At 70.2% G+C, this 20,603-nt stretch carries 16 protein-coding genes; 3 read left to right on the top strand and 13 right to left on the bottom strand.

All coding sequences use genetic code 11. From position 1 onward, the window contains the following. Window positions 1-166 precede the first annotated feature (166 nt). The 4 genes from infB to rimP form a co-directional block, all read right to left on the bottom strand. The gene (gene infB / locus AB0D18_RS13905; protein ID WP_362416506.1) at window positions 167-3,334 is read right to left on the bottom strand and encodes a translation initiation factor IF-2; all 3,168 of its coding nucleotides are present in this window, start codon (window positions 3,332-3,334) and stop codon (window positions 167-169) included. Between the two features lie 155 nt (window positions 3,335-3,489). Continuing rightward, window positions 3,490-3,780 carry a YlxR family protein gene (locus AB0D18_RS13900; protein ID WP_362416503.1) on the bottom strand — a complete coding sequence of 97 codons (291 nt, stop codon included), beginning with the start codon at window positions 3,778-3,780 and terminating at the stop codon, window positions 3,490-3,492. 131 nt (window positions 3,781-3,911) lie between these two features. Beyond that, on the bottom strand, window positions 3,912-4,964 hold the full coding sequence (nusA, locus tag AB0D18_RS13895; RefSeq protein ID WP_362416500.1) for a transcription termination factor NusA: 1,053 nt from the start codon (window positions 4,962-4,964) through the stop codon (window positions 3,912-3,914). 2 nt (window positions 4,965-4,966) lie between these two features. After that, entirely contained in the window at window positions 4,967-5,488 is a 522-nt protein-coding gene (gene rimP / locus AB0D18_RS13890; protein WP_362416497.1) for a ribosome maturation factor RimP, read from the bottom strand. 154 nt (window positions 5,489-5,642) lie between these two features. Here rimP and AB0D18_RS13885 point away from each other — a divergent pair, with 154 nt between their 5' ends. From AB0D18_RS13885 to AB0D18_RS13875, 3 genes are read left to right on the top strand one after another with little or no spacing between them, the layout of a single operon-like run. Further along, window positions 5,643-6,152 carry a hypothetical protein gene (locus tag AB0D18_RS13885; protein ID WP_362416494.1) on the top strand — a complete coding sequence of 170 codons (510 nt, stop codon included), beginning with the start codon at window positions 5,643-5,645 and terminating at the stop codon, window positions 6,150-6,152. Further along, window positions 6,149-6,586: a ferritin-like domain-containing protein gene (locus AB0D18_RS13880; protein WP_362416491.1), complete on the top strand. Its 438-nt coding sequence runs from the start codon at window positions 6,149-6,151 to the stop codon at window positions 6,584-6,586. Before AB0D18_RS13885 ends, AB0D18_RS13880 begins: the two co-directional genes overlap by 4 nt. 31 nt (window positions 6,587-6,617) lie before the next feature. Further along, on the top strand, window positions 6,618-7,517 hold the full coding sequence (locus tag AB0D18_RS13875) for an aminoglycoside phosphotransferase family protein (protein WP_362416488.1): 900 nt from the start codon (window positions 6,618-6,620) through the stop codon (window positions 7,515-7,517). 65 nt (window positions 7,518-7,582) lie between these two features. Here AB0D18_RS13875 and AB0D18_RS13870 read toward each other — a convergent pair whose 3' ends face one another. The 9 genes from AB0D18_RS13870 to AB0D18_RS13830 all read right to left on the bottom strand — a co-directional run bounded on the left by AB0D18_RS13870 (window position 7,583) and on the right by AB0D18_RS13830 (window position 20,552). Next, window positions 7,583-9,277 (bottom strand): proline--tRNA ligase, encoded by a 1,695-nt coding sequence (locus tag AB0D18_RS13870; protein WP_362416485.1) that lies wholly within the window; start codon window positions 9,275-9,277, stop codon window positions 7,583-7,585. A 186-nt stretch (window positions 9,278-9,463) separates the two neighbouring features. After that, on the bottom strand, window positions 9,464-10,003 hold the full coding sequence (locus tag AB0D18_RS13865) for a GNAT family N-acetyltransferase (RefSeq protein WP_362416482.1): 540 nt from the start codon (window positions 10,001-10,003) through the stop codon (window positions 9,464-9,466). A 38-nt stretch (window positions 10,004-10,041) separates the two neighbouring features. Beyond that, window positions 10,042-10,887 (bottom strand): GNAT family N-acetyltransferase, encoded by an 846-nt coding sequence (locus tag AB0D18_RS13860; RefSeq protein ID WP_362416479.1) that lies wholly within the window; start codon window positions 10,885-10,887, stop codon window positions 10,042-10,044. Window positions 10,888-11,017: 130 nt separating this feature from the next. Continuing rightward, complete coding sequence (gene ispG, locus AB0D18_RS13855) at window positions 11,018-12,172, bottom strand: flavodoxin-dependent (E)-4-hydroxy-3-methylbut-2-enyl-diphosphate synthase (RefSeq protein WP_362416476.1); 1,155 nt, start codon at window positions 12,170-12,172, stop codon at window positions 11,018-11,020. Window positions 12,173-12,353: 181 nt separating this feature from the next. Further along, on the bottom strand, window positions 12,354-13,655 hold the full coding sequence (locus AB0D18_RS13850) for a site-2 protease family protein (RefSeq protein WP_362416473.1): 1,302 nt from the start codon (window positions 13,653-13,655) through the stop codon (window positions 12,354-12,356). Further along, on the bottom strand, window positions 13,652-14,917 hold the full coding sequence (gene dxr, locus AB0D18_RS13845; protein WP_362416470.1) for a 1-deoxy-D-xylulose-5-phosphate reductoisomerase: 1,266 nt from the start codon (window positions 14,915-14,917) through the stop codon (window positions 13,652-13,654). Before dxr ends, AB0D18_RS13850 begins: the two co-directional genes overlap by 4 nt. A gap of 70 nt (window positions 14,918-14,987) precedes the next feature. After that, window positions 14,988-17,666 carry a preprotein translocase subunit SecA gene (gene secA, locus AB0D18_RS13840; protein ID WP_362416467.1) on the bottom strand — a complete coding sequence of 893 codons (2,679 nt, stop codon included), beginning with the start codon at window positions 17,664-17,666 and terminating at the stop codon, window positions 14,988-14,990. Window positions 17,667-17,760: 94 nt separating this feature from the next. Continuing rightward, on the bottom strand, window positions 17,761-18,501 hold the full coding sequence (locus tag AB0D18_RS13835; protein WP_362416464.1) for a hypothetical protein: 741 nt from the start codon (window positions 18,499-18,501) through the stop codon (window positions 17,761-17,763). Window positions 18,502-18,560: 59 nt separating this feature from the next. Next, window positions 18,561-20,552, bottom strand: coding sequence for an acyl-CoA dehydrogenase family protein (locus AB0D18_RS13830; RefSeq protein ID WP_362416461.1), 1,992 nt, complete (start codon window positions 20,550-20,552; stop codon window positions 18,561-18,563). Window positions 20,553-20,603 lie beyond the last annotated feature (51 nt).

The raw sequence follows: 20,603 nt of genomic DNA, 5'->3' as shown, positions 1-20,603 counted from the left end.
TCCCGCCGGTTCGGGTTCGTGTACCACTGCCACTGCTTGGCAGGGACACAAGAACCGTACACGCAACGGCCGGGGCCGCTCGACGGAAATAATCTCCGCCGAGCGGCCCCGACCGCGCTGACATCAGGGGCTCAGCCCCGGACTCACGGTTCTCGCTACACGGTGCTCAGCCGCGCGGCTTCTCCCGCATCTCGTACGTCGCGATGACGTCGTCGATCTTGATGTCGTTGAAGTTGCCGAGGTTGATACCGCCCTCGAACCCTTCGCGGATCTCGGTGACGTCGTCCTTGAAGCGGCGCAGACCCTGGATGTTGAGGTCCTCCGCGACGACCTTGCCGTCGCGGATGAGGCGCGCCTTGGTGTTGCGCTTGACCTCGCCGGAGCGGATGAGAACACCCGCGATGTTGCCGAGCTTGGACGAGCGGTAGATCTCGCGGATCTCCGCGGTACCGAGCTCGACCTCCTCGTACTCCGGCTTGAGCATGCCCTTGAGCGCTGCTTCGATCTCCTCGATGGCCTGATAGATCACCGAGTAGTAGCGGACGTCGACGCCCTCGCGCTCGGCCATCTGCTGAGCACGGCCGGCCGCACGGACGTTGAATCCGATGACGATGGCGTCGGAACCCGTCGCCAGGTCGATGTCGGACTCGGTGACCGCACCCACACCACGGTGCAGGACGCGGATGGAGACCTCGTCGGAGACTTCGAGCTGGAGCAGCGAGGACTCGAGAGCCTCCACCGAACCGGACGCGTCGCCCTTGATGATGATGTTGAGGTCCTGCACCAGACCGGCCTTGAGGGCCTCGTCCAGGTTCTCCAGGGAGAACCGGACGCCACGGCGGGCGAAGGCCGCGTTCCGCTCACGAGCGGCACGCTTCTCGGCGATCTGACGAGCCGTACGGTCCTCGTCGACGACGAGGAAGTTGTCGCCGGCGCCGGGGACGTTGGTGAGGCCCAGCACCAGGACGGGGGTCGAGGGACCCGCTTCCTGGACGTTGTTGCCCTTGTCGTCGAGCATGGCGCGCACTCGGCCGTAGGCGTCGCCCGCAACCATCGTGTCGCCGACGCGGAGCGTACCGCGCTGGACGAGGACGGTGGCGACAGCGCCGCGGCCCTTGTCGAGGTGGGCCTCGATCGCGATGCCCTGTGCGTCCATCTCGGCGTTCGCCCGGAGGTCGAGCGAAGCGTCCGCGGTCAGGATGACCGCTTCCAGCAGGGCCTCGATGTTGAGGCTCTGACGGGCCGAGATGTCGACGAACATCGTGTCGCCGCCGTACTCCTCCGCCACCAGACCGAATTCGGTGAGCTGACCGCGCACCTTGACCGGGTCTGCGCCCTCGACGTCGATCTTGTTGACCGCGACGACGATCGGGACACCGGCGGCCTTGGCGTGGTTGAGCGCCTCGATCGTCTGCGGCATCACACCGTCGTTGGCCGCGACCACGAGGATCGCGATGTCGGTGGACTTCGCACCACGGGCACGCATGGCGGTGAACGCCTCGTGGCCGGGGGTGTCGATGAAGGTGATGCGACGCTCTTCGCCGTTGACCTCGGCGCCGACCTGGTACGCACCGATGTGCTGCGTAATGCCACCGGCCTCGCCCGCAACGACGTTCGTCTTGCGGATCGCGTCCAGAAGGCGGGTCTTACCGTGGTCGACGTGACCCATGACGGTCACGACCGGCGGACGGGAGACGAGCATGTCCTCGCCGCCCTCGTCCTCGCCGAACTCGATGTCGAAGGACTCGAGAAGCTCTCGGTCCTCCTCCTCCGGGCTGACGATCTCGAGGATGAAGTTCATCTCGTCCGCGAGCAGCTTGAGCGTCTCGTCGGAGACGGACTGCGTGGCAGTGACCATCTCGCCGAGGTTCATCATCACGCCGACGAGCGACGCCGGGTTGGCGTTGATCTTCTCGGCGAAGTCGGTGAGCGAGGCACCGCGCGACAGGCGGACGGTCTGTCCGTTGCCGCGAGGCAGCATCACGCCGCCCACGGACGGGGCCTGCATGGCCTCGTACTCCTGGCGCCTCTGACGCTTCGACTTGCGACCACGGCGCGCGGGACCGCCGGGGCGGCCGAAGGCGCCCTGCGTGCCACCACGTGCGTTGGGACCACCGGGACGGCCGGCGAAGCCGGGACGTCCACCGCCGCCGCCACCGGGACGACCGGCGAAGCCGCCGCCACCGCCGCCGGGACCGGCCGGACGGCCTGCGAAGCCGCCACCGCCGCCACCCGGACGACCGGCGAAGCCGCCGCCGCCACCGGGACGACCAGCACCGCCACCGCCACCGGGACGGCCTGCGCCGCCACCGGGACCGCGACCGCCGGGACCGCCACCAGGACGGGGGGTACCGGCAGCCGGACGCTGCGGCATCATGCCCGGGTTCGGGCGGTTACCTGCGGGAGCGCCACCGGGGCGCGGGGCACCACCCTGCGGGCGGGGCATGCCACCGGGGCTCGGACGGCCTGCGCCGCCCTGGCCACCCTGCGGACGCGGAGCGCCGCCGGGGCCGCCCTGCGGACGCGGGGCGCCACCGGGCGCACCGGCACCGCCGGGACGGGGCGCGCCACCCGGACGGGGCGTCTGCGGACGCGCCATGCCGGTGGAACCGCCGGAGGTGAAGGGGTTGTTGCCGGGGCGGGGACCCGAGGGACGGGCGCCGCCGGGGCGCGGGGCGCCCTGACCGGCCGGACGTGCGGGGCGGTCTCCGCCGCGCTCGCCACCACGGTTGTCGCGCTGGCCACCCTCACGGGGGGCGCTCTCACGCTGGGCCGGGGCCGGACGGGCCGGACGCGGACCGGGCGTGGCACCGGCGGGACGCGCGGCCTGCGGCGCTGCCGGAGCAGCGTCCTGGGCCGGGGCGTTCTGAGCCGGGGCGGGCGCGGAGAACTCGGCCTGCGGCACCGGGGTGACCGGAGCCGGCTTGGCCACTGCGGGCTTGGGGCCCGGACGCGGACCGGCGGCCGGGGCCGGGGTCGTCGCGGCGGGGGCCGTGGGCTCGCTCTTGGGGGCCTCGGCGGCGGCCGGCTTGGGGGCCGGTGCGCCGGGCTTGGGGGCGCCGGGGCGGGGAGCCGCCGCCGATGCCGGGGTTGCCGCGGACGGGGCCGCGGGCTTGGCAGGCGTCGCCTTGCGGGGCGCGCCGGGCTTTGCTGCGGACTTGCCGGCGTTGCCGCCGGGACCCTGCAGTGCGTCAGTCAACTTGCGTACAACCGGCGCCTCGATCGTCGAGGACGCCGAACGGACGAATTCACCAAGTTCTTGGAGCTTGGCCATGACGACCTTGCTCTCAACACCGAACTCCTTGGCGAGTTCGTATACCCGGACCTTAGCCACTTCGCTCCTTTTAGGTCCGGGTTGAACGCCGGACCGTCGCTACTTCATGGGCGTACTCATCGCGTACTCATCGAGTGCTCATCGCAATCTCGACCTACTTCCAACTCGCGAGGTACCTGACCGCACGGGGACCCGTGCCGTTCGTTTGTTACGTCTTACGGTGTCGCCTGCTCGACGTACCGCGCCACGTATTTCTCCAGTGGCGCGGTATCCAGCGGGCCCTGGCCCCGAAAGGCCCGGGGAAACGACCGGCGGCGGACCGCCAGGTCGTAACAGGCAGAGGCGGGGTGTACGTAAGCACCCCGGCCGGGCAGCGTACCGCGAGGATCGGGGACGCATTCACCCTCGATCATCACGATGCGCAGCAGATCGCTCTTGGCCGCTCGCTCCCTGCAACCCACACAGGTTCGCTCAGGGCATGCGCCGGTATGCGTTTGGCCAGACACGACTAAGTCTACCTCCCCGCACCGACCTCACCCCTTTGGGGCAAGAATCGAAAGCCTGCTCGCTCAAGATTGGTCCAAAAAACGATGTGGCCCGGGTCTCACCCGGGCTCACCTCGTCACGTACGGCACGGTCAGCCGCGGTCGTCCCGGCGGTCCCGTCCCTCACCGCTGTCACGCCGGTACTCGCCCGGCTCCTCGCCCTCACCGAGCTCCTCGGTGTCGGGGCGGATGTCGATGCGCCAGCCGGTGAGGCGGGCGGCGAGGCGGGCGTTCTGGCCCTCCTTGCCGATGGCGAGCGACAGCTGGTAGTCCGGCACGGTCACCCGGGCGGAGCGCGTCGACATGTCGACGACCTCGACCTTGGAGACCCGGGCCGGGGACAGCGCGTTGGCGACCATCTCGGCCGGGTCGTCGGACCAGTCGACGATGTCGATCTTCTCGCCGTGCAGCTCCGCCATGACATTGCGCACACGGCTGCCCATCGGGCCGATGCAGGCGCCCTTGGGGTTGATGCCGGAGCGTGTCGAGCGGACCGCGATCTTGGTGCGGTGACCGGCCTCGCGGGCGATGGCCTCGATGACCACCGAACCGTCGGCGATCTCCGGGACCTCCAGCGCGAAGAGCTTCTTGACCAGGTTGGGGTGCGTGCGCGACAGGGTCACGGACGGGCCGCGGACGCCCTTGGCGACGCGGACGACGAAGGTGCGCAGGCGCAGGCCGTGCGTGTACTCCTCGCCGGGGACCTGCTCCTGCACCGGCAGGATGGCCTCCAGCTTGCCGATGTCGACAAGTACGTTCTTCGGGTCCTTGCCCTGCTGGACCAGGCCGACGACGACCTCGCCCTCGATGCCGGCGTACTCGCCGAAGGTCTGGTCGTCCTCGGCGTCGCGCAGACGCTGCAGGATGACCTGCTTGGCGGTGCTGGCGGCGATGCGGCCGAAGTCGTCCGGAGTGTCGTCGAACTCCTTGGGCTCCTGGCCCTCTTCGAGGTCCGCCGGGTCCTCCTTCGCCCACACCTTGATCGAGCCGCTCTCACGGTCGAGCTTCACGCGGGCACGGCGGAAACTGCCGTCGGTGCGGTGGTAGGCGATGAGGAGGGCCTGCTCGATCGCCTCGACCAGTACCTCGAAGGAGATCTCCTTCTCCCGTACCAGACCCCGCAGGGCGCTCATGTCGATGTCCACGGCTACGCCTCCTCTTCCTTCTCGTCGGTCACGTCTTCTTCGTTCTGGTCCTTGCGGTTGAACTCGACCTCGATGCGGGCCTTCGCGATGTCGGCGAATTCCACGCGGCGGGCGGTGGGCTTGCGCCCCTTCACGCCCGGCACTTCCAGGTCGAGCCCGGCCTCGTCGACGACGAGGATGCGGGCGATCAGCTCGGCGTCGTCGGTCAGCGTGAGCTTCACGAGGCGGCCGACGGCCCGTACGTAGTGGCGGTGCTCGGTGAGCGGGCGGTCCGCGCCCGGGGAGCTGACTTCGAGGACGTACTCCTCGTCGCCCATCGCGTCGCTCTCGTCGAGCTTCTCGGAGATCGCGCGGCTGACCTCGGCACACGCGTCGAGCTCGACGCCCTCCTCCGAGTCCACGACGATCCTCAGCATGCGGCGCCGGCCCGCCCGGGACACCTCGATCTCTTCAAGATCCAGGTCCTTCGCGGCGACCAGCGGTTCCAGCAGTTCGCGCAGCCTGTCGCTCTGGGTGGTGCTCATCCGGGTGACTCCTCGGCCGCGTGTGCTGTTGTCTGTTTCGTCGTGTGTCAGGTCAAAGGGTATCCGGTCCGGAGGGGTGTTGCCGTCCGCCCGACCCACACCGCAGGTACGCTCGCCTGCGGTGATCACCCCGGGACCGAGGGAGACGGACACAGTGCGCACGCCCACCACTCGCAGACGTGCGCTGGCCTGGAGCGGGGCCGCCGCGGCGGGCCTGCTGGCCGGCTGCTCGGACGGCGGTGCTTCTTCCGGTTCCGCCGGTACGGAGACGAGCCGGGACACGAGTACGACCGTACGGAAGGCCGCGCTGCGCCTGCGCGAGAGAGCGGCCCGTACGAGCACGGACCTGCTCGCCCACTACGACGCCCTGCTGAAGAAGCACCCCGGCGAGGCCGCACGTCTGAAGCCGCTGCGCGCGGAGGTCGCCCGGCAGGCGCAGGTGCTGCGCGGCAGCGGCCGGGCGTCCGCAGGGACCGCGCCGGTGAGCATGGCCGCCGAATCGAAGGCCGCCGTGCGCGAGCTGGCCGATGCCGAGCAGCGGGCCTCCGACGCGCAGCTGGCCGCGGTGGTCCGGGCCACCCCCGAACTGGCCCGGCTGCTGGCGTCGGTGGCGGCGGCGGGCGCGGTCCACGTGTACCTGCTGACGGACGGAGCTTCCGCATGAGCACCCTGGACGCGGCGCAGGCCGCACTCGCCGCCGAGCACGCGGCGGTGTACGGGTACGGGGTCGTGGGCGGCCGGATCGGCGACAAGCGGCGGGCCGAGGCGCGCGAGGCGTACGACGCGCACCGCGCCAGGCGCGACGCGCTGGCCCGCACGGTGCACGACCTGGGCGGGAAGCCGGTGGTCTCGGAGGCCGCGTACGCGCTGCCGTTCCCGGCGGCGGACACCGCGTCGGCGGCAAGGCTGGCCGCCGTCCTGGAGGACCGGGTGGCCGGGGTGTACGCGGACCTGGTGCGCGCCTCCGAGGGCCCGCTGCGGCGCGAGGCCGCCGGGGCGCTGCGCGAGGCGGCGGTGCGGGCGGTCCGCTGGCAGGGCGGCAGCGTAGCCTTTCCTGGGCTCGCCGAACTGACCACTTCGGTACGCGAAGGCGTGTGAGTCCTCCGAATCGAAGGAGAACACCCCACCTATGGCTTTCGAACCGTCTGGGCGCCTGGTGAAGGCGCTGGGCGAGGCGCAGGGGGAAACGGCCGCCGCCGACTGGCTGGGGCAACTGCCGACGCTGGCTCAGGAGGCCGTCGCCGCCCGGGAGTTGACGGTCGAGCGCGTACAGGCGCCCGGCGGCCGGAGCAGCATGGTGGTGCTGGTCCGGCGCGCCGACGGAAGCCACGGAGCGCTGAAGCTCGCGCCCGGGGCGGCCCACCCGGAGCGGGAGCGGGCGGCGCTCGCCCACTGGGACGGCTGGGGCGCCGTACAGCTCGCCGACGACCCGGCCGCGGGCGACGGCGCCCTCCTCCTCGAACGGCTGCACTGCGAGGTGTCGCTGCGTTCGCTGCCGGAGGCGAAGGCGCTCCTGGAGGCCGCCGGAGTCGTACGAAAGCTGTGGGTGGCGCCCGCCGACGCGCACCCCTTCGAGACCGTCGAGGAGCGCACGGCCCGTCAGTGCGCACCGATGCGCGAGGCTCCCGGGGAGCTGACCCCGCTGGTCGACGCGGCCCTCGCGGCCCGCGACGAGTTGGTGGCCGCCTCCCCCGAACTCCTCCTCCTGCACGGCAACTTCAGGCAGGGAAAGGTGCTCGGCGGCGACCGCACACCGTGGCTGGCGGTCGGCCCCGATCCCCTGGTGGGCGAGCGCGCCTACGACCTGGCACGCCTCGTCCGCGACCGTATCGACGACCAGATCGCGACCGCGGCGGGATCCCCCGCCACCCGCCGCCGGATCAACCGGCTGGCCGACTCCCTCGACGTGGACCGGGAGCGGCTGCACGGCTGGACACTGTTCCGCGCGGTCGAGTCGGGGACGCGGGCGCTGGCGGCGGGACGGACCCAGGACGGCGAGATGCTGCTGGAGTTCGCGAGCTGGCTGTAGGCGGGCTTCCCGCGACGCAGGAGGGGCCCGCACTCGTGACGAGTGCGGGCCCCTCCTGCGTGCGTCTATGCGGTCAGACGGGCGATGGCCTCGTCGACCGTCAGTTCCTCGCGCTCGCCGGTGCGGCGGTCCTTCAGTTCCAGGACGCCGTCGGCGGCGCGGCGGCCGGCGACCAGGATCTTCGGGACGCCGATCAGCTCGGAGTCGGTGAACTTCACGCCCGGCGAGACGCCGGGGCGCTCGTCGACCAGGACGCGCAGACCGGCCTGCCCCAGCTTCTCGGCGACCTCGACGGCCAGCTCCGTCTGGAGCGCCTTGCCCGCCGCGACGACGTGCACGTCGGCCGGGGCGATCTCGGCGGGCCAGCACAGGCCCTTGTCGTCGGCGGACTGCTCGGCGAGGGCGGCCACGGCGCGCGAGACGCCGATGCCGTACGAGCCCATGGTCACGCGGACCGGCTTGCCCTGCTGGCCGAGTACGTCGAGGGAGAACGTGTCGGCGTACTTGCGGCCGAGCTGGAAGATGTGGCCGATCTCGATGGCGCGGTCCAGCTTGAGGCCGGTGCCGCACTTGGGGCACGGGTCGCCCTCTTCGACGACGACGACGTCGAGGTAGTCGTCGACCTCGAAGTCGCGGCCGGCGACGACGTTCTTGGCGTGCGTGTCGGCCTTGTTGGCGCCGGTGATCCAGGCGGTGCCGGGAGCGACGCGGGGGTCGGCGATGTAGCGGACCTTGGCGAGGCCCTGCGGTCCGACGTAGCCGCGTACGAGGTCGTCACGGCCCTCAAAGTCCTCGGCGGTGACCAGCTCGACCACGGCCGGGGCGAGGTGCTCGCCCAGCTTGCCGAGGTCGACCTCGCGGTTGCCCGGGACGCCGACCGCGACGATCTCGCCGTCGATCTTCACCAGGAGGTTCTTCAGGGTCGCGGAGGCGTCGACGCCGAGCTGGGCGGCGAGGGTCTCGATGGTGGGGGTGTCGGGGGTGGCGATGTCCTCGGCGGCGGGGTGCGCGGCGCCTTCGACGGGGGTGAGCGCGAACGTGACGGCCTCGGTGTTCGCGGCGTAGTCGCAGTTCGGGCAGTCGGCGAAGGTGTCCTCGCCGGCGGCGGCCGGGGCGAGGAACTCCTCGGAAGCGGAGCCGCCCATGGCGCCGGAGACGGCGGACACGATGCGGTGGTCCAGGCCGAGACGGTTGAAGATCTTGATGTACGCCTCGCGGTGCAGGCGGTAGGACTCCGCCAGGCCCTCGTCGGTCGTGTCGAAGGAGTACGAGTCCTTCATCTGGAACTCACGGCCGCGGAGCACGCCGGAACGGGGACGGGCCTCGTCGCGGTACTTGGTCTGGATCTGGTAGAGCATCACCGGCAGGTCCTTGTAGGACGAGCACTGGTCCTTGACCGTCTGGGTGAAGATCTCCTCGTGCGTGGGGCCGAGGAGGTAGTCGGCACCCTTGCGGTCCTGGAGGCGGAAGAGGAGATCGCCGTACTCCTCCCAGCGGCCGGAGGCCTCGTACGCCTCCTTGGGGAGGAGCGCGGGGAGCAGCACCTCCTGGGCGCCGATGGCGTCCATCTCCTCGCGCACGACGCGCGAGATGTTGTCGAGGACCTTCTTGCCGAGCGGCAGCCAGGTCCAGATACCGGCGGCGTTGCGACGGACGTAACCGGCGCGGACCAGCAGCTTGTGGCTGAGTGTCTCGGCGTCCGCCGGGTCGTCACGCAATGTCTTGACCATCAAACGGGACATGCGCTGGACCTGGGCCATGGTGAACTCCTGCTCGGAAGGGTGATGTCAGGAGGTTAGCCGGGGGGTGGGGGCGGGCGGAAATCGGTTACGGGGCGCGGGCGTGCCCAAGAGGGCCAGCGGGGTAAGGGGCAGGCTTTTAGGGGCGCGGGGAACTGCGCGACCAGCCACGACGCACCCGCACGATGCCCACCGATCCGCCCCGCCCTAGCCCCGCGTCAGCGGGAGTGGTGCGCCCATTACCGCGTAGGGGCGGGGGGCGCTCGGGAAGTGGACCTGTTCGGCCAGGTCCACGTAGCCGAGGGAGCGGTAGAGGCCGCGGGCCGGGCTTTCGATGTCGATGGCGGAGAGGATCGAGCGGGGCTCGGTGGCCGTGTCCGTGAGGGACGTGATCAGGGCGCGGCCGATGCCGCGGGCCTGGAAGTCCGGATGGACGTGGAGTTCGGTGATGACGAAGGAGCCGTCGAGCCATCCGTCCCGCCCGGTGTGCCGGAGGTAGGGCTCGACGATGGTGGACCACCAGTGGGCACGGTCGTTCGGCATGCCGTACACGAAGCCGACCAGCCGGCCGTCCCCGGTCGTCGCGCCGAGGGCCCGCGCCCCCGGGCTGGTCATGTGCCGCACGACGATGTGGCGCCGTACGCCCACCTCGTCCGGACCGAGGCCGAAGGCGACCGCCTGTACGGCGAGCGCCTCGTCCACGTGTGCGGCGAGGTCGAGCGGGCCGACCCGTACGTCATCCGTCATGGGCGAAACCCTAGCCGCCCCCGTTTCGGAAAAGCGCTTCAGAACAGGACGCTCATGAAGGCGCCCACCTCGCGGAAGCCCACCCGCCGGTACGACGCCCTGGCCGGGGTGTTGAAGTCGTTGACATAGAGGCTGACGACGGGGGCGACGTCCGCGAGGGCGTAACGCAGCACAGCGGTCATCCCGCTCACGGACAGCCCGCGGCCCCGGTGCTCGGGGGCGACCCAGACGCCCTGGATCTGACAGGCGGCGGAGGTGGCCGCGCCGATCTCCGCCTTGAAGACGACCTTGCCGTCCTCTATGCGCCCGAACGACCGCCCCGCGGCGACGAGTTCGGCGACCCGGGCCTGGTAGAGGAGTCCGCCGTCGCCCGCCATCGGGGAGACGCCGACCTCCTCGGTGAACATCGCCACGCACGCCGGCATGATCGCTTCCATTTCGTCCTTGCGGATGCGGCGGACGAGCGGGTCGGGCGTGATGTCGGGGGGCAGTGTCTCCGTGACCATCAGGGGCTGGTGGGCGCGGACGTCGCGGGCGGGGCCCCAGCTCGGTTCGAGGAGGCGCCACAGCGGGGCGGTGGCCTCGGCGGGGCCGACGATCGAGGAGCAGCGGCGGCCGGTGCGGCGGGCTCGCTCGGCGAAGGCGCGGACGGCCTCTTGGGTGGCGCAGATCGGGACGAGGTTGGCGCCGGAGTAGCAGAGGCTGCGCAGCCGCCCGTCCTCGTACCAGCCCCACATCTCGCCGCCGAGGCGCCAGGGGTCGAGGCCCGCGACCTGGACCCGGGCGGCCACGAAGGCGTTGTTGACGGGCTCGCTCTCCAGCAGGGCGAGCGCCTCGCCCAGATCGCCGGGGGCGAGGACGCGGCAGGTGGTCGTCGTCAACACGTAGAGGGCCTCACCGTACGGATCGCTGATCTCCGCACTGTACCGGGCAGGTTCGAAAGCGCCCAGCCGGACCGAAAAGCCCCGCGCCCGAGGAATCGGGGCGGGGCTTCGGCAGGCGGAGAAACACGGGTCAGCTGATGGAGACCTCGGGCTCGCCGGACGGGATGCCGTCCCTCTCCATCTGCTCGGCGATCTTCATCGCCTCTTCGATGAGGGTCTCGACGATCTTCGACTCGGGGACGGTCTTGATGACCTCGCCCTTGACGAAGATCTGGCCCTTGCCGTTGCCGGAGGCGACGCCGAGATCGGCCTCACGGGCCTCGCCGGGGCCGTTGACGACACAGCCCATGACGGCGACGCGCAGCGGCACCTCCATGCCTTCGAGCCCGGCCGTGACCTCCTCGGCGAGCTTGTACACGTCGACCTGGGCGCGGCCGCAGGACGGGCAGGAGACGATCTCCAGGCGGCGCGGCTTGAGGTTGAGGGACTCCAGGATCTGGATGCCGACCTTGATCTCCTCGACCGGCGGAGCCGAGAGGGAGACGCGGATGGTGTCGCCGATGCCCTCGGAGAGCAGGGCGCCGAAGGCGACGGCCGACTTGATGGTGCCCTGGAAGGCGGGGCCCGCCTCGGTGACGCCGAGGTGCAGCGGGTAGTCGCACTGGGCGGCGAGCTGGCGGTAGGCGTTGACCATCACGACCGGGTCGTTGTGCTTGACCGAGATCTTGATGTCGCCGAAGCCGTGCTCCTCGAAGAGGGACGCCTCCCAGAGGGCGGACTCGACGAGGGCCTCCGGGGTGGCCTTGCCGTACTTCTTGAGGAGCCGGGCGTCGAGGGAGCCCGCGTTGACGCCGATGCGGATCGGGGTGCCGGAGTCCTTCGCGGCGTGCGCGATCTCCTTCACCTTGTCGTCGAACTGCTTGATGTTGCCCGGGTTGACGCGGACCGCCGCGCAGCCCGCGTCGATCGCGGCGAAGACGTACTTCGGCTGGAAGTGGATGTCGGCGATCACCGGGATCTGCGACTTGCGCGCGATCGTGGCGAGGGCGTCGGCGTCGTCCTGCGTCGGGCAGGCGACGCGGACGATCTGGCAGCCGGACGCGGTGAGCTCGGCGATCTGCTGCAGCGTCGCGCCGATGTCGGACGTACGGGTGGTCGTCATCGACTGCACCGACACGGGTGCGTCCCCGCCGACCGCGACGGTACCGACCTGGATCTTGCGGCTGATCCTCCGGTCGGCGAGCTTCGTCGGAACGGCGGGCATTCCGAGAGAAATTGCAGTCATCTGCTGTGCAACCCCAAGTGTGGATCTAGGTCCCGAGACGATCGGCGGGCTCCGGACTTACAGGTCTTCGAGCGTACGTCACCTCGAATGACCGGAGTGCACCCCGTCGACAAATCCACTCAATGGAACCCAGAAAACGGCGCCCCCGAAGGGGCGCCGGTGACGGGGGCGTGCCGGGGCTTCAGGAGATGCGGACGGGGTTCACCACATCCGCGATCAGCACCAGTGCCGTGAAGCAGATGAACAGTCCCGCGACGACGTACGCGACCGGCATGAGCTTGGCGACGTCGAAGGGGCCCGGGTCGGGCCGCTTGAAGACCTTCGCCAGATTGCGGCGCAGGGACTCCCACAGGGCTCCCGCCATGTGCCCGCCGTCGAGCGGGAGCAGCGGCAGCATGTTGAACAGGAAGAGCGACAGGTTGAAGCCCGCGACGAGCGTCAGCATGAAGCCGATGGTGGTGTCGGTGGGCAGGCCGAGGCCCATGATCTCGCCGCCGACGCGGGCCGCTCCGACGACGCCCATCGGGGAGTCCGCCTTGCGCTCCTCGCCGTTGAACGCCGCGTTCCACAGGTCGGGGACCTTGGACGGGAGTGCGACGAGGGAGTCGAGGCCCGACTGGAACATGGTGCCCATCTGGTCGATGGACTCGCCGAAGGTGAGCGGGGTGATGGCGGCGGAAGGGCCGAAGCCGAGGTAGCCGGCCTCGACGTACTTGTCCTTGATCGGGTTGCCGTCGGCGTCCTTGGCCAGGACCTTGTTGGTCAGCACCTTGGTAGTGAGGACCTTCTGCTCGCCGCCGCGGTCGACGGTGACGCTGACCTGGCCCCTGGACTCGCGGATGCGGTCGGAGAGGGCCGCCCAGTCGGCCACCGGCTGCCCCTGGAAGGCGACGATCCGGTCGCCCTTCTGGAGTCCGGCCGCCTTGGCGGGCGACGCCGGGTCGCTCGCCCTGCACTCGCGGTTCTCGCTCTGCGAGACCACGCACGGGACGACGTTGTCGACGGTGGTGGTCGACTTGTTCTGGCCGATGATCATGAACACGCCGAGGAACAGCACGAAGGCCACGATCAGGTTCATGAAGGGTCCGGCGAACATCACGACGAAGCGCTTCCACGGCTTGCGCGTGTAGAGGAGCCGCGTCTCGTCGCCGGGCTGGAGCTCCTCGTACGCCGCCGAGCGGGCGTCCTCGATCATGCCGCGCCACGGTGAGGTGGAGCGGGCCTCGATGCGGCCGTCGGCACCGGGCGGGAACATGCCGATCATGCGGATGTAGCCGCCGAGCGGGATGGCCTTGATGCCGTACTCGGTCTCGCCCTTCTTCTTCGACCAGATGGTGGGGCCGAAGCCGACCATGTACTGGGGCACCCGGACGCCGAAGAGCTTCGCGAACGAGAGGTGGCCGAGTTCGTGCAGGGCGATCGAGAGGAGCAGCCCGACGAAGAAGATGACTATCCCGAGGACCGTCAACAGGATGGACGTCATGCGCGGGCCTCCGCTGTTGCCTTCGTTGCCTTGTGGGCTGCCAGTTCACGGGCGCGGGTGCGCGCCCAGGTTTCTGCTTCCAGGACGTCCGCGACCGTGAGGGAGGTTCCCGCTACCGGAGTTCCGTGTTCGGCCACGACTTCCGCGACCGTATCCACGATTCCTGTGAAAGGCAGCCGTCCCGCGAGGAACGCGTCCACGCATTCCTCGTTCGCGGCATTGAACACCGCCGGAGCCGTGCCCGCGAGCGTTCCGACGTGACGGGCGAGTCCCACGGAGGGGAACGCCTCGGTGTCCAGGGGGAAGAATTCCCAGGTGGAGGCCTTGGACCAGTCGAAGGCGGGGGCCGCGTCAGGAACCCGTTCGGGCCAGCCGATACCGAGCGCGATGGGGCCGCGCATATCGGGCGGGGTGGCCTGGGCGAGGGTCGAGCCGTCCACGAACTCCACCATGGAGTGCACGTACGACTGGGGGTGGACGACGACCTCGATGCGGTCGAAGGGGATGTCGTAGAGGAGGTGCGCCTCGATGACTTCCAGGCCCTTGTTGACGAGGGTCGCCGAGTTGACGGTGATGACGGGGCCCATCGCCCAGGTGGGGTGGGCGAGTGCGTCCTCGCGGGTGACGCCCGCCAGCTCCGCCCTCGTACGTCCGCGGAACGGGCCGCCCGACGCGGTGACCACGAGCTTGCGGACGTCGCTGCGCTTTCCGCCGGCCAGGGCCTGGAAGAGCGCGGCGTGCTCGGAGTCGACGGGGATGATCTGGCCGGGCTTCGCGAGGGCCTTGACCAGGGGGCCGCCGACGATCAGCGATTCCTTGTTGGCGAGCGCGAGGGTGCGGCCCGCTTCGAGGGCGGCGAGGGTGGGCGCGAGACCGATGGAGCCCGTGATGCCGTTGAGGACGGTGTGGCAGTCGGAGGCGGCGAGGTGGGTGGCGGCGTCGGGTCCGGCCAGGATCTCGGGCAGCGGCTCCGTGCCGTACCTCGCGCGCAGTGCCTCGCGCAGGGCGGGCGCCGCCTCCTCGCGGGCGACCGCCACGGTGCGTACCTTCAGCTGCCGCGCCTGGTCGGCGAGCAGGTCCACCTGGGATCCCGCCGCGGACAGCGCGGTGATCCGGAAGCGGTCGGGGTTGCGCAGCACCAGGTCGATGGCCTGGGTGCCGATCGACCCGGTGGAGCCGAGGACGACGACGTCGCGCGGCCCTTCGGTCACGGCTCCGAAGCGGAGGTGCGGGTCGGCGAGAGGGGCTGGACTGTCGGTCATCCTCCCATTGTGGCCCGCGCGCGGGGGCCGGTGGACAGCGCGCCCCCGCTTCCGTACCGCAGCAGGCCCGTTACCGGTCGTTCTCGCGGGTGACGACGCCGTCCTCGGTGTCCATGCTGGGGGCGCTGAACCGGAGGTGGTCGTCCTGGCGGGGCGCCAGGTCCGCGGCGGGCTCAGTGTTCTCGGTGGCCGCGACCTCCAGGTGGAAGAGGAAGCCGACGCTCTCCTCCTTGATGGCTTCCATCATGGCGGTGAACAGCTCGAACCCCTCGCGCTGATACTCGAAGACGGGTTCGCGGCCGAGCATGTAGCGCAGGCCGATCCCTTCCCTCAAGTAGTCCATCTCGTAGAGGTGTTCACGCCATTTGCGGTCCAGTACGGCGAGGACTACGCGGCGTTCCAGGTCGCGCAGGGTGTCGGCGCCGAGCTCGGCCTCGCGGGCCGCGTACCGCTCGTGGATGTCCTGCCGTACGACGTCGGCGAGGGTCTCGGGGGTGAGGTCGGGGTTCTCGCGCAGCCCGGCGACGGTGAAGGTGCACGGGTAGAGCTGGCGCAGCGCCGTCCAGAGGCGGTCCAGGTCCCATTCCTCGGCGAACCCCTCGGCGGTCGCGGCCGCGATGTACGCGTCGGTGGTGTCGTCCATGAAGTGGCTGATCTGGGAGGTGAGGTCCTCGCCTTCGAGGACGCGGCGGCGTTCGCTGTAGACGAGCTTGCGCTGGCGGTCCATGACTTCGTCGTACTTCAGGAGGTCCTTGCGGGCCTCGAAGTTCTGCCGCTCGATCTGGGCCTGGGCGGAGGCGACGGCGCGGGTGACCAGCTTGTTCTCGATGGGGACGGCGTCGGGGAGGTTCGCCATGGTCATGACGCGGTCGACGGCCTGGGCGCGGAAGAGCCGCATCAGGCTGTCCTCTAGGGAGAGGTAGAAGCGGGAGGCGCCGGGGTCGCCCTGGCGTCCTGAGCGGCCGCGGAGCTGGTTGTCGATGCGGCGGGACTCGTGGCGTTCGGTGCCCAGGACGTAGAGGCCGCCGAGGGCTTTGACCTCTTCGGAGGCGGCGGTACGGTCCTGTTCGGAAGCGGCGGTACGGTCCTGTTTGTCCAGGTTCACCGGCTCCTCGGACTCCCCCGGCTCTCCCGGCTCCTCGGACTCCCCCGGCTCCACGGGGTCCTGGCTGCCGCCGAGCATGATGTCGGTGCCGCGGCCCGCCATGTTGGTGGCGACGGTGACCGCGCCCCGGTGTCCGGCGCGGGCGACGATCTGGGCCTCGCGCTGGTGGTTGCGGGCGTTGAGGACCTCGTGCGGGATGCCGCGGCGGCGCAGCAGACCGGAGAGGTACTCGGACTTCTCGACGGAGACGGTGCCGACCAGGACGGGCTGGCCCTCGGCGTACTTCTCGGCGATGTCGTCCACGACGGCCGCGTACTTGGCGTCCTCGGTGCGGTAGATGAGGTCGGGTTCGTCGCGGCGGACCATGGGCCGGTTGGTGGGCACCGGCACCACCTGGAGCTTGTAGATCTGGTGGAACTCGGCGGCCTCGGTCATGGCGGTGCCGGTCATTCCGGACAGGCCCTTGCCGTAGAGGCGGAAGAAGTTCTGCAGGGTGACGGTGGCGAGGGTCTGGTTCTCATTCTTGATCTCCACCTCTTCCTTGGCCTCGATGGCCTGGTGGAGTCCTTCGTTGTAGCGGCGGCCGGCCAGCAGGCGGCCGGTGTGCTCGTCGACGATCAGGACCTCGCCGTCCATGACGACGTAGTCCTTGTCCTTGCGGAAGAGTTCCTTGGCCTTGATGGCGTTGTTGAGGTGGCCGATGAGCGGGGTGTGCGCGGAGTCGTAGAAGTTGTCGATGCCGAGCTGGTCCTCCAGGTATTCGATGCCGCGGTCGAGAATGGCGACGGTGCGCTTCTTGGGGTCGTATTCGTAGTGGTGGCGGGCCCGGATGTCGGCGAGTTCGTCCTTCTGCTGCTGGGTGTTGAACCGCTCCTCCTGAACGAGTACGCCTTCCATGTGCGCGACCATTTTCACGAAGACGGAATACCATTTGGTGGGCTGGTCGGCGGGTCCCGAAATGATGAGCGGGGTGCGGGCCTCGTCGATGAGAATGGAGTCCGCTTCGTCGACTACGGCGAAGTGGTGGCCGCGCTGGACGAGTTCGGTGAGCGACCAGGCCATGTTGTCGCGGAGATAGTCGAAGCCGAATTCGGTGTTGGTGCCGTAGGTGATGTCGCAGCCGTAGGCGGCGCGCCGGTCGGCCGGTACCATGTCGGCCTTGATGACGCCGACGGTCAGCCCCATGAAGCGGTACGCCCTGCCCATCCAGGCGGCGTCGCGCTCGGCCAGGTAGTCGTTGACGGTGACGAGGTGGGCGCCCTTTCCGGTGAGCGCGTTCAGATAGAGCGGGAGGGTGGCGACGAGGGTTTTCCCCTCCCCCGTACGCATTTCGGCCACGCACTGGAGGTGGAGGGCCGCACCGCCCATGATCTGTACGTCGAAGTGACGCATTCCGAGAGTGCGCCGGGCCGCTTCGCGCATCGCGGCGAATGCTTCCGGCAGGAGATCGTCGAGGCTCTCGCCGCCGGTGAGCCGCTCCTTGAATTCCCCGGTGAGCGACTGGAGTTCCTCGTCGGCGAGTTCGCGGTACTCCGCGCCGAAGAGATTGACCTCTTCGACGATTCTCTGCAGCCTGCGCAGCATACGGCCCTCGCCCGCGCGCATGATTTTGTTGGTGACCCGCCCCAGACCGAAACCCGGCATCGGAATTCCCCCTCGCTGAGGCGGACCATTGTCTGGGCTAAGTTCCGCTGCCGCAAGGAGAGTTGTGTACGGGTGGGACGGAATGCGACGAGGGTCAATGCTTGAGGCTGCTGAATTTCTCCCACTGCGCGTCCACGATCTCCCGCGGTACGCCCCCGAGGTCCGTGCCCTCCAGGGTCTGGGCCCGGAAGGAGAGCACGGTGGGCCCGGACCGCACGACGGTGAGGTACTCGTACGACGTGGCACCGCCCTTGCCGTCGAGCAGCGCGAGCCGGAACGCCTGCGCCTCGTCGCCGACCCCGGCAGGGGCGGGCAGCTTCCCGACGCCCGTGTACGTGCCCCGGTTCGTCCCGCGCACCTCGGCGAAGCCGCCCGCGCACTTCTGCCCGGCGGTGCGCAGGTCTTCCAGCACACCGGCCGCACGCCCGGCCGCGTACGTACGCAACTGCACGGCGACGTCGGCGCCCTGCGGCTCCCCGGGGTCGGCGAGCCTGCGGTGGACCTGGGCGGCGGGGCCGCCGCGGGCCGCGCGGAGCCCGACGAGGGGCTGGCAGACGGCGGGGGCCGCGGTGTAGTCGTCGCTCGGCGGGCCGCCGGAGACGGTGTACTCGGCGGTGCGGTACGGGCCGGCCTCCTCGCCGGGGGTGAGGGCGCGGGCGGTGAGGGCGGTCTGGGAGAGGGGCTCGGGCGCGGCAGCCGGCTTGCCGTCGGTGCGGGCGGCGGGCTCGGCCGGTGCGCCGCAGGCCGTCAGGGCGGCCGTGCAGGACACGACCGCCGCCACCGCCGCCAGAATCGTCCGTGCCGCCGTGCGCTTCTTCCCGTACCCCTGGTTCATGTGTTCATCGTGGGGCACGGGAAGTCGCGGTGTCACCTGTTGACCATTACTGGCTTCGGTCAGCGGATCGGCCGGTGCACGTTGTCCTCCTTCGCCGGGCCCGGGGTGGCGTCGGCGATCCACGGGCCGTCGTCGCTGGGGTCGACGATGCCCTGCTCCAGCCAGGTGTACGTGCCGGAGAGGACGCCCTGGACCACCTTGTGGTCGAGGTCGTCGGTGTTGGTCCAGAGTCGGTTCAGGAGTTCTTCGACGCGGATGCGGGACTGGCGGCAGAAGACGTCGGCGAGCTGGTAGGCCTCGCGGCCGTAGTCCTCGGTGGTGCGCAGGAGTTCGGCCCGTACACAGGCCGCGCTCATCGCGAACAGCTCGGCGCCGATGTCGACGATCCGGCCGAGGAAGCCCTGCTTGGTCTCCATGCGGCCCTGCCAGCGGGACATCGCGTAGAAGGTGGAGCGGGCCAGCTTGCGGGAAGTGCGCTCGACGTAGCGGAGATGGCCGGACAGATCGGGGTGACCCTGCGGATGGAACTCACGGTAGCTGCGCGGGAGTTGACCCGGCCCGGCGACCAGCTTGGGCAGCCAGCGGGCATAGAAGCCACTCGCCTGCGCGCCCGCCCGCGCCTTGTCGCCGAGCGTCTTGTCCGGGTCGATCAGGTCCCCCGCCACCTTGAGGTGGGCGTCGACGGCCTCGCGGGCGATGAGGAGATGCATGATCTCCGTCGAGCCCTCGAAGATCCGGTTGATGCGCAGGTCGCGGAGGATCTGCTCGGCGGGTACGGCGCGTTCGCCGCGCGCGGCCAGCGAGTCGGCGGTCTCGAAGCCCCGGCCGCCCCGGATCTGCACCAGCTCGTCGGCCATCAGCCAGGCCATCTCGGACCCGTACAGCTTGGCCAGCGCCGCCTCGATGCGGATGTCGTTGCGGTCCTCGTCAGCCATCTGCGACGACAGGTCGAGTACGGCTTCGAGGGCGAAGGTGGTGGCGGCGATGAAGGAGATCTTGGCACCGACCGCCTCGTGGAGGGCGACCGGCTTGCCCCACTGCTCGCGCACCGCCGACCACTCGCGGGCGATCTTCAAGCACCACTTTCCGGCGCCGACGCACATGGCGGGAAGGGAGAGCCGCCCGGTGTTGAGCGTGGTGAGCGCGATCTTGAGCCCTGCACCCTCAGGCCCGATGCGGTTCGCGGCGGGGACCTTGACCTGGTGGAAGCGGGTGACGCCGTTCTCCAGGCCGCGCAGGCCCATGAAGGCGTTGCGGTGCTCGACGGTGATGCCCGGGGAGTCGGCCTCGACGACGAAGGCGGTGATGCCGCCCTTGCTGCTGTCGGTCCTCGGGACGCGGGCCATGACGACGAGGAGGTCCGCGACGACGCCGTTGGTGGTCCACAGCTTCACGCCGTCGAGGACGTACGAGCCGTCCCCGTCAGGTACGGCGGAGGTGGCCAGCCGCGCCGGGTCCGAGCCGACGTCCGGCTCGGTGAGCAGGAACGCGGAGATGTCGGTGCGGGCGAGACGCGGCAGGAAGGCGTCCCGCTGCTCCTGGGTGCCGAAGAGCTTGAGCGGCTGCGGTACGCCGATGGACTGGTGTGCGGAGAGCAGCGCGCCGAGCGCGGGGCTGGCGGAGCCGACCAGGGCGAGCGCCTTGTTGTAGTACACCTGGGTCAGCCCCAGGCCCCCGTACTTCCGGTCGATCTTCATGCCGAGCGCGCCGAGCTCCTTGAGCCCGTTGACCGTCTCGTCGGGGATGCGGGCCTCGCGCTCGATGCGGGCGCCGTCGATCTCGCTCTCGCAGAACGCGCGCAGCTTGGCGAGAAAGGCCTCGCCGCGCTCGCTGTCCTCTGCCGGGGGCAGCGGGTGGGGGTGGATGAGGTCGAGGCGGAAGCGGCCGAGAAAGAGCTCCTTGGCGAAGCTGGGCTTGCGCCAGTCCTGCTCACGGGCGGCCTCGGCGACCTGCCGGGCCTCACGTTCTGAAACTTTGGGGCCGGTGACTTTGGGGCCGGTGACTTTGGGCTGCCGGCCGTGCGGTGCGTCGGATGCGTGTGGTGCGGACATGAGGCTCACCTCGCCGCGAGTCGGGATCAAGGACCCGGAGGACGCCGTACC

Origin of the sequence: Streptomyces sp. NPDC048442 (genome assembly GCF_040651475.1) — a bacterium.
GTDB lineage: Bacteria > Actinomycetota > Actinomycetes > Streptomycetales > Streptomycetaceae > Streptomyces.
Note: the sequence above shows the minus strand (reverse complement) of the source record. Positions and strands in the feature narration are given on the sequence as shown.

What these genes read in the sequence shown, in the direction of transcription:
- AB0D18_RS13850 (WP_362416473.1), bottom strand. Translation starts at nt 13,655, where the DNA reads ATGACGTCCATCCTGTTGACGGTCCTCGGGATAGTCATCTTCTTCGTC.
- secA (WP_362416467.1), bottom strand. Translation starts at nt 17,666, where the DNA reads ATGCCGGGTTTCGGTCTGGGGCGGGTCACCAACAAAATCATGCGCGCG.
- AB0D18_RS13870 (WP_362416485.1), bottom strand. Translation starts at nt 9,277, where the DNA reads ATGGCCCAGGTCCAGCGCATGTCCCGTTTGATGGTCAAGACATTGCGT.
- AB0D18_RS13835 (WP_362416464.1), bottom strand. Translation starts at nt 18,501, where the DNA reads ATGAACCAGGGGTACGGGAAGAAGCGCACGGCGGCACGGACGATTCTG.
- AB0D18_RS13865 (WP_362416482.1), bottom strand. Translation starts at nt 10,003, where the DNA reads ATGACGGATGACGTACGGGTCGGCCCGCTCGACCTCGCCGCACACGTG.
- ispG (WP_362416476.1), bottom strand. Translation starts at nt 12,172, where the DNA reads ATGACTGCAATTTCTCTCGGAATGCCCGCCGTTCCGACGAAGCTCGCC.
- AB0D18_RS13875 (WP_362416488.1), top strand. Translation starts at nt 6,618, where the DNA reads ATGGCTTTCGAACCGTCTGGGCGCCTGGTGAAGGCGCTGGGCGAGGCG.
- rimP (WP_362416497.1), bottom strand. Translation starts at nt 5,488, where the DNA reads ATGAGCACCACCCAGAGCGACAGGCTGCGCGAACTGCTGGAACCGCTG.
- dxr (WP_362416470.1), bottom strand. Translation starts at nt 14,917, where the DNA reads ATGACCGACAGTCCAGCCCCTCTCGCCGACCCGCACCTCCGCTTCGGA.
- AB0D18_RS13830 (WP_362416461.1), bottom strand. Translation starts at nt 20,552, where the DNA reads ATGTCCGCACCACACGCATCCGACGCACCGCACGGCCGGCAGCCCAAA.
- AB0D18_RS13880 (WP_362416491.1), top strand. Translation starts at nt 6,149, where the DNA reads ATGAGCACCCTGGACGCGGCGCAGGCCGCACTCGCCGCCGAGCACGCG.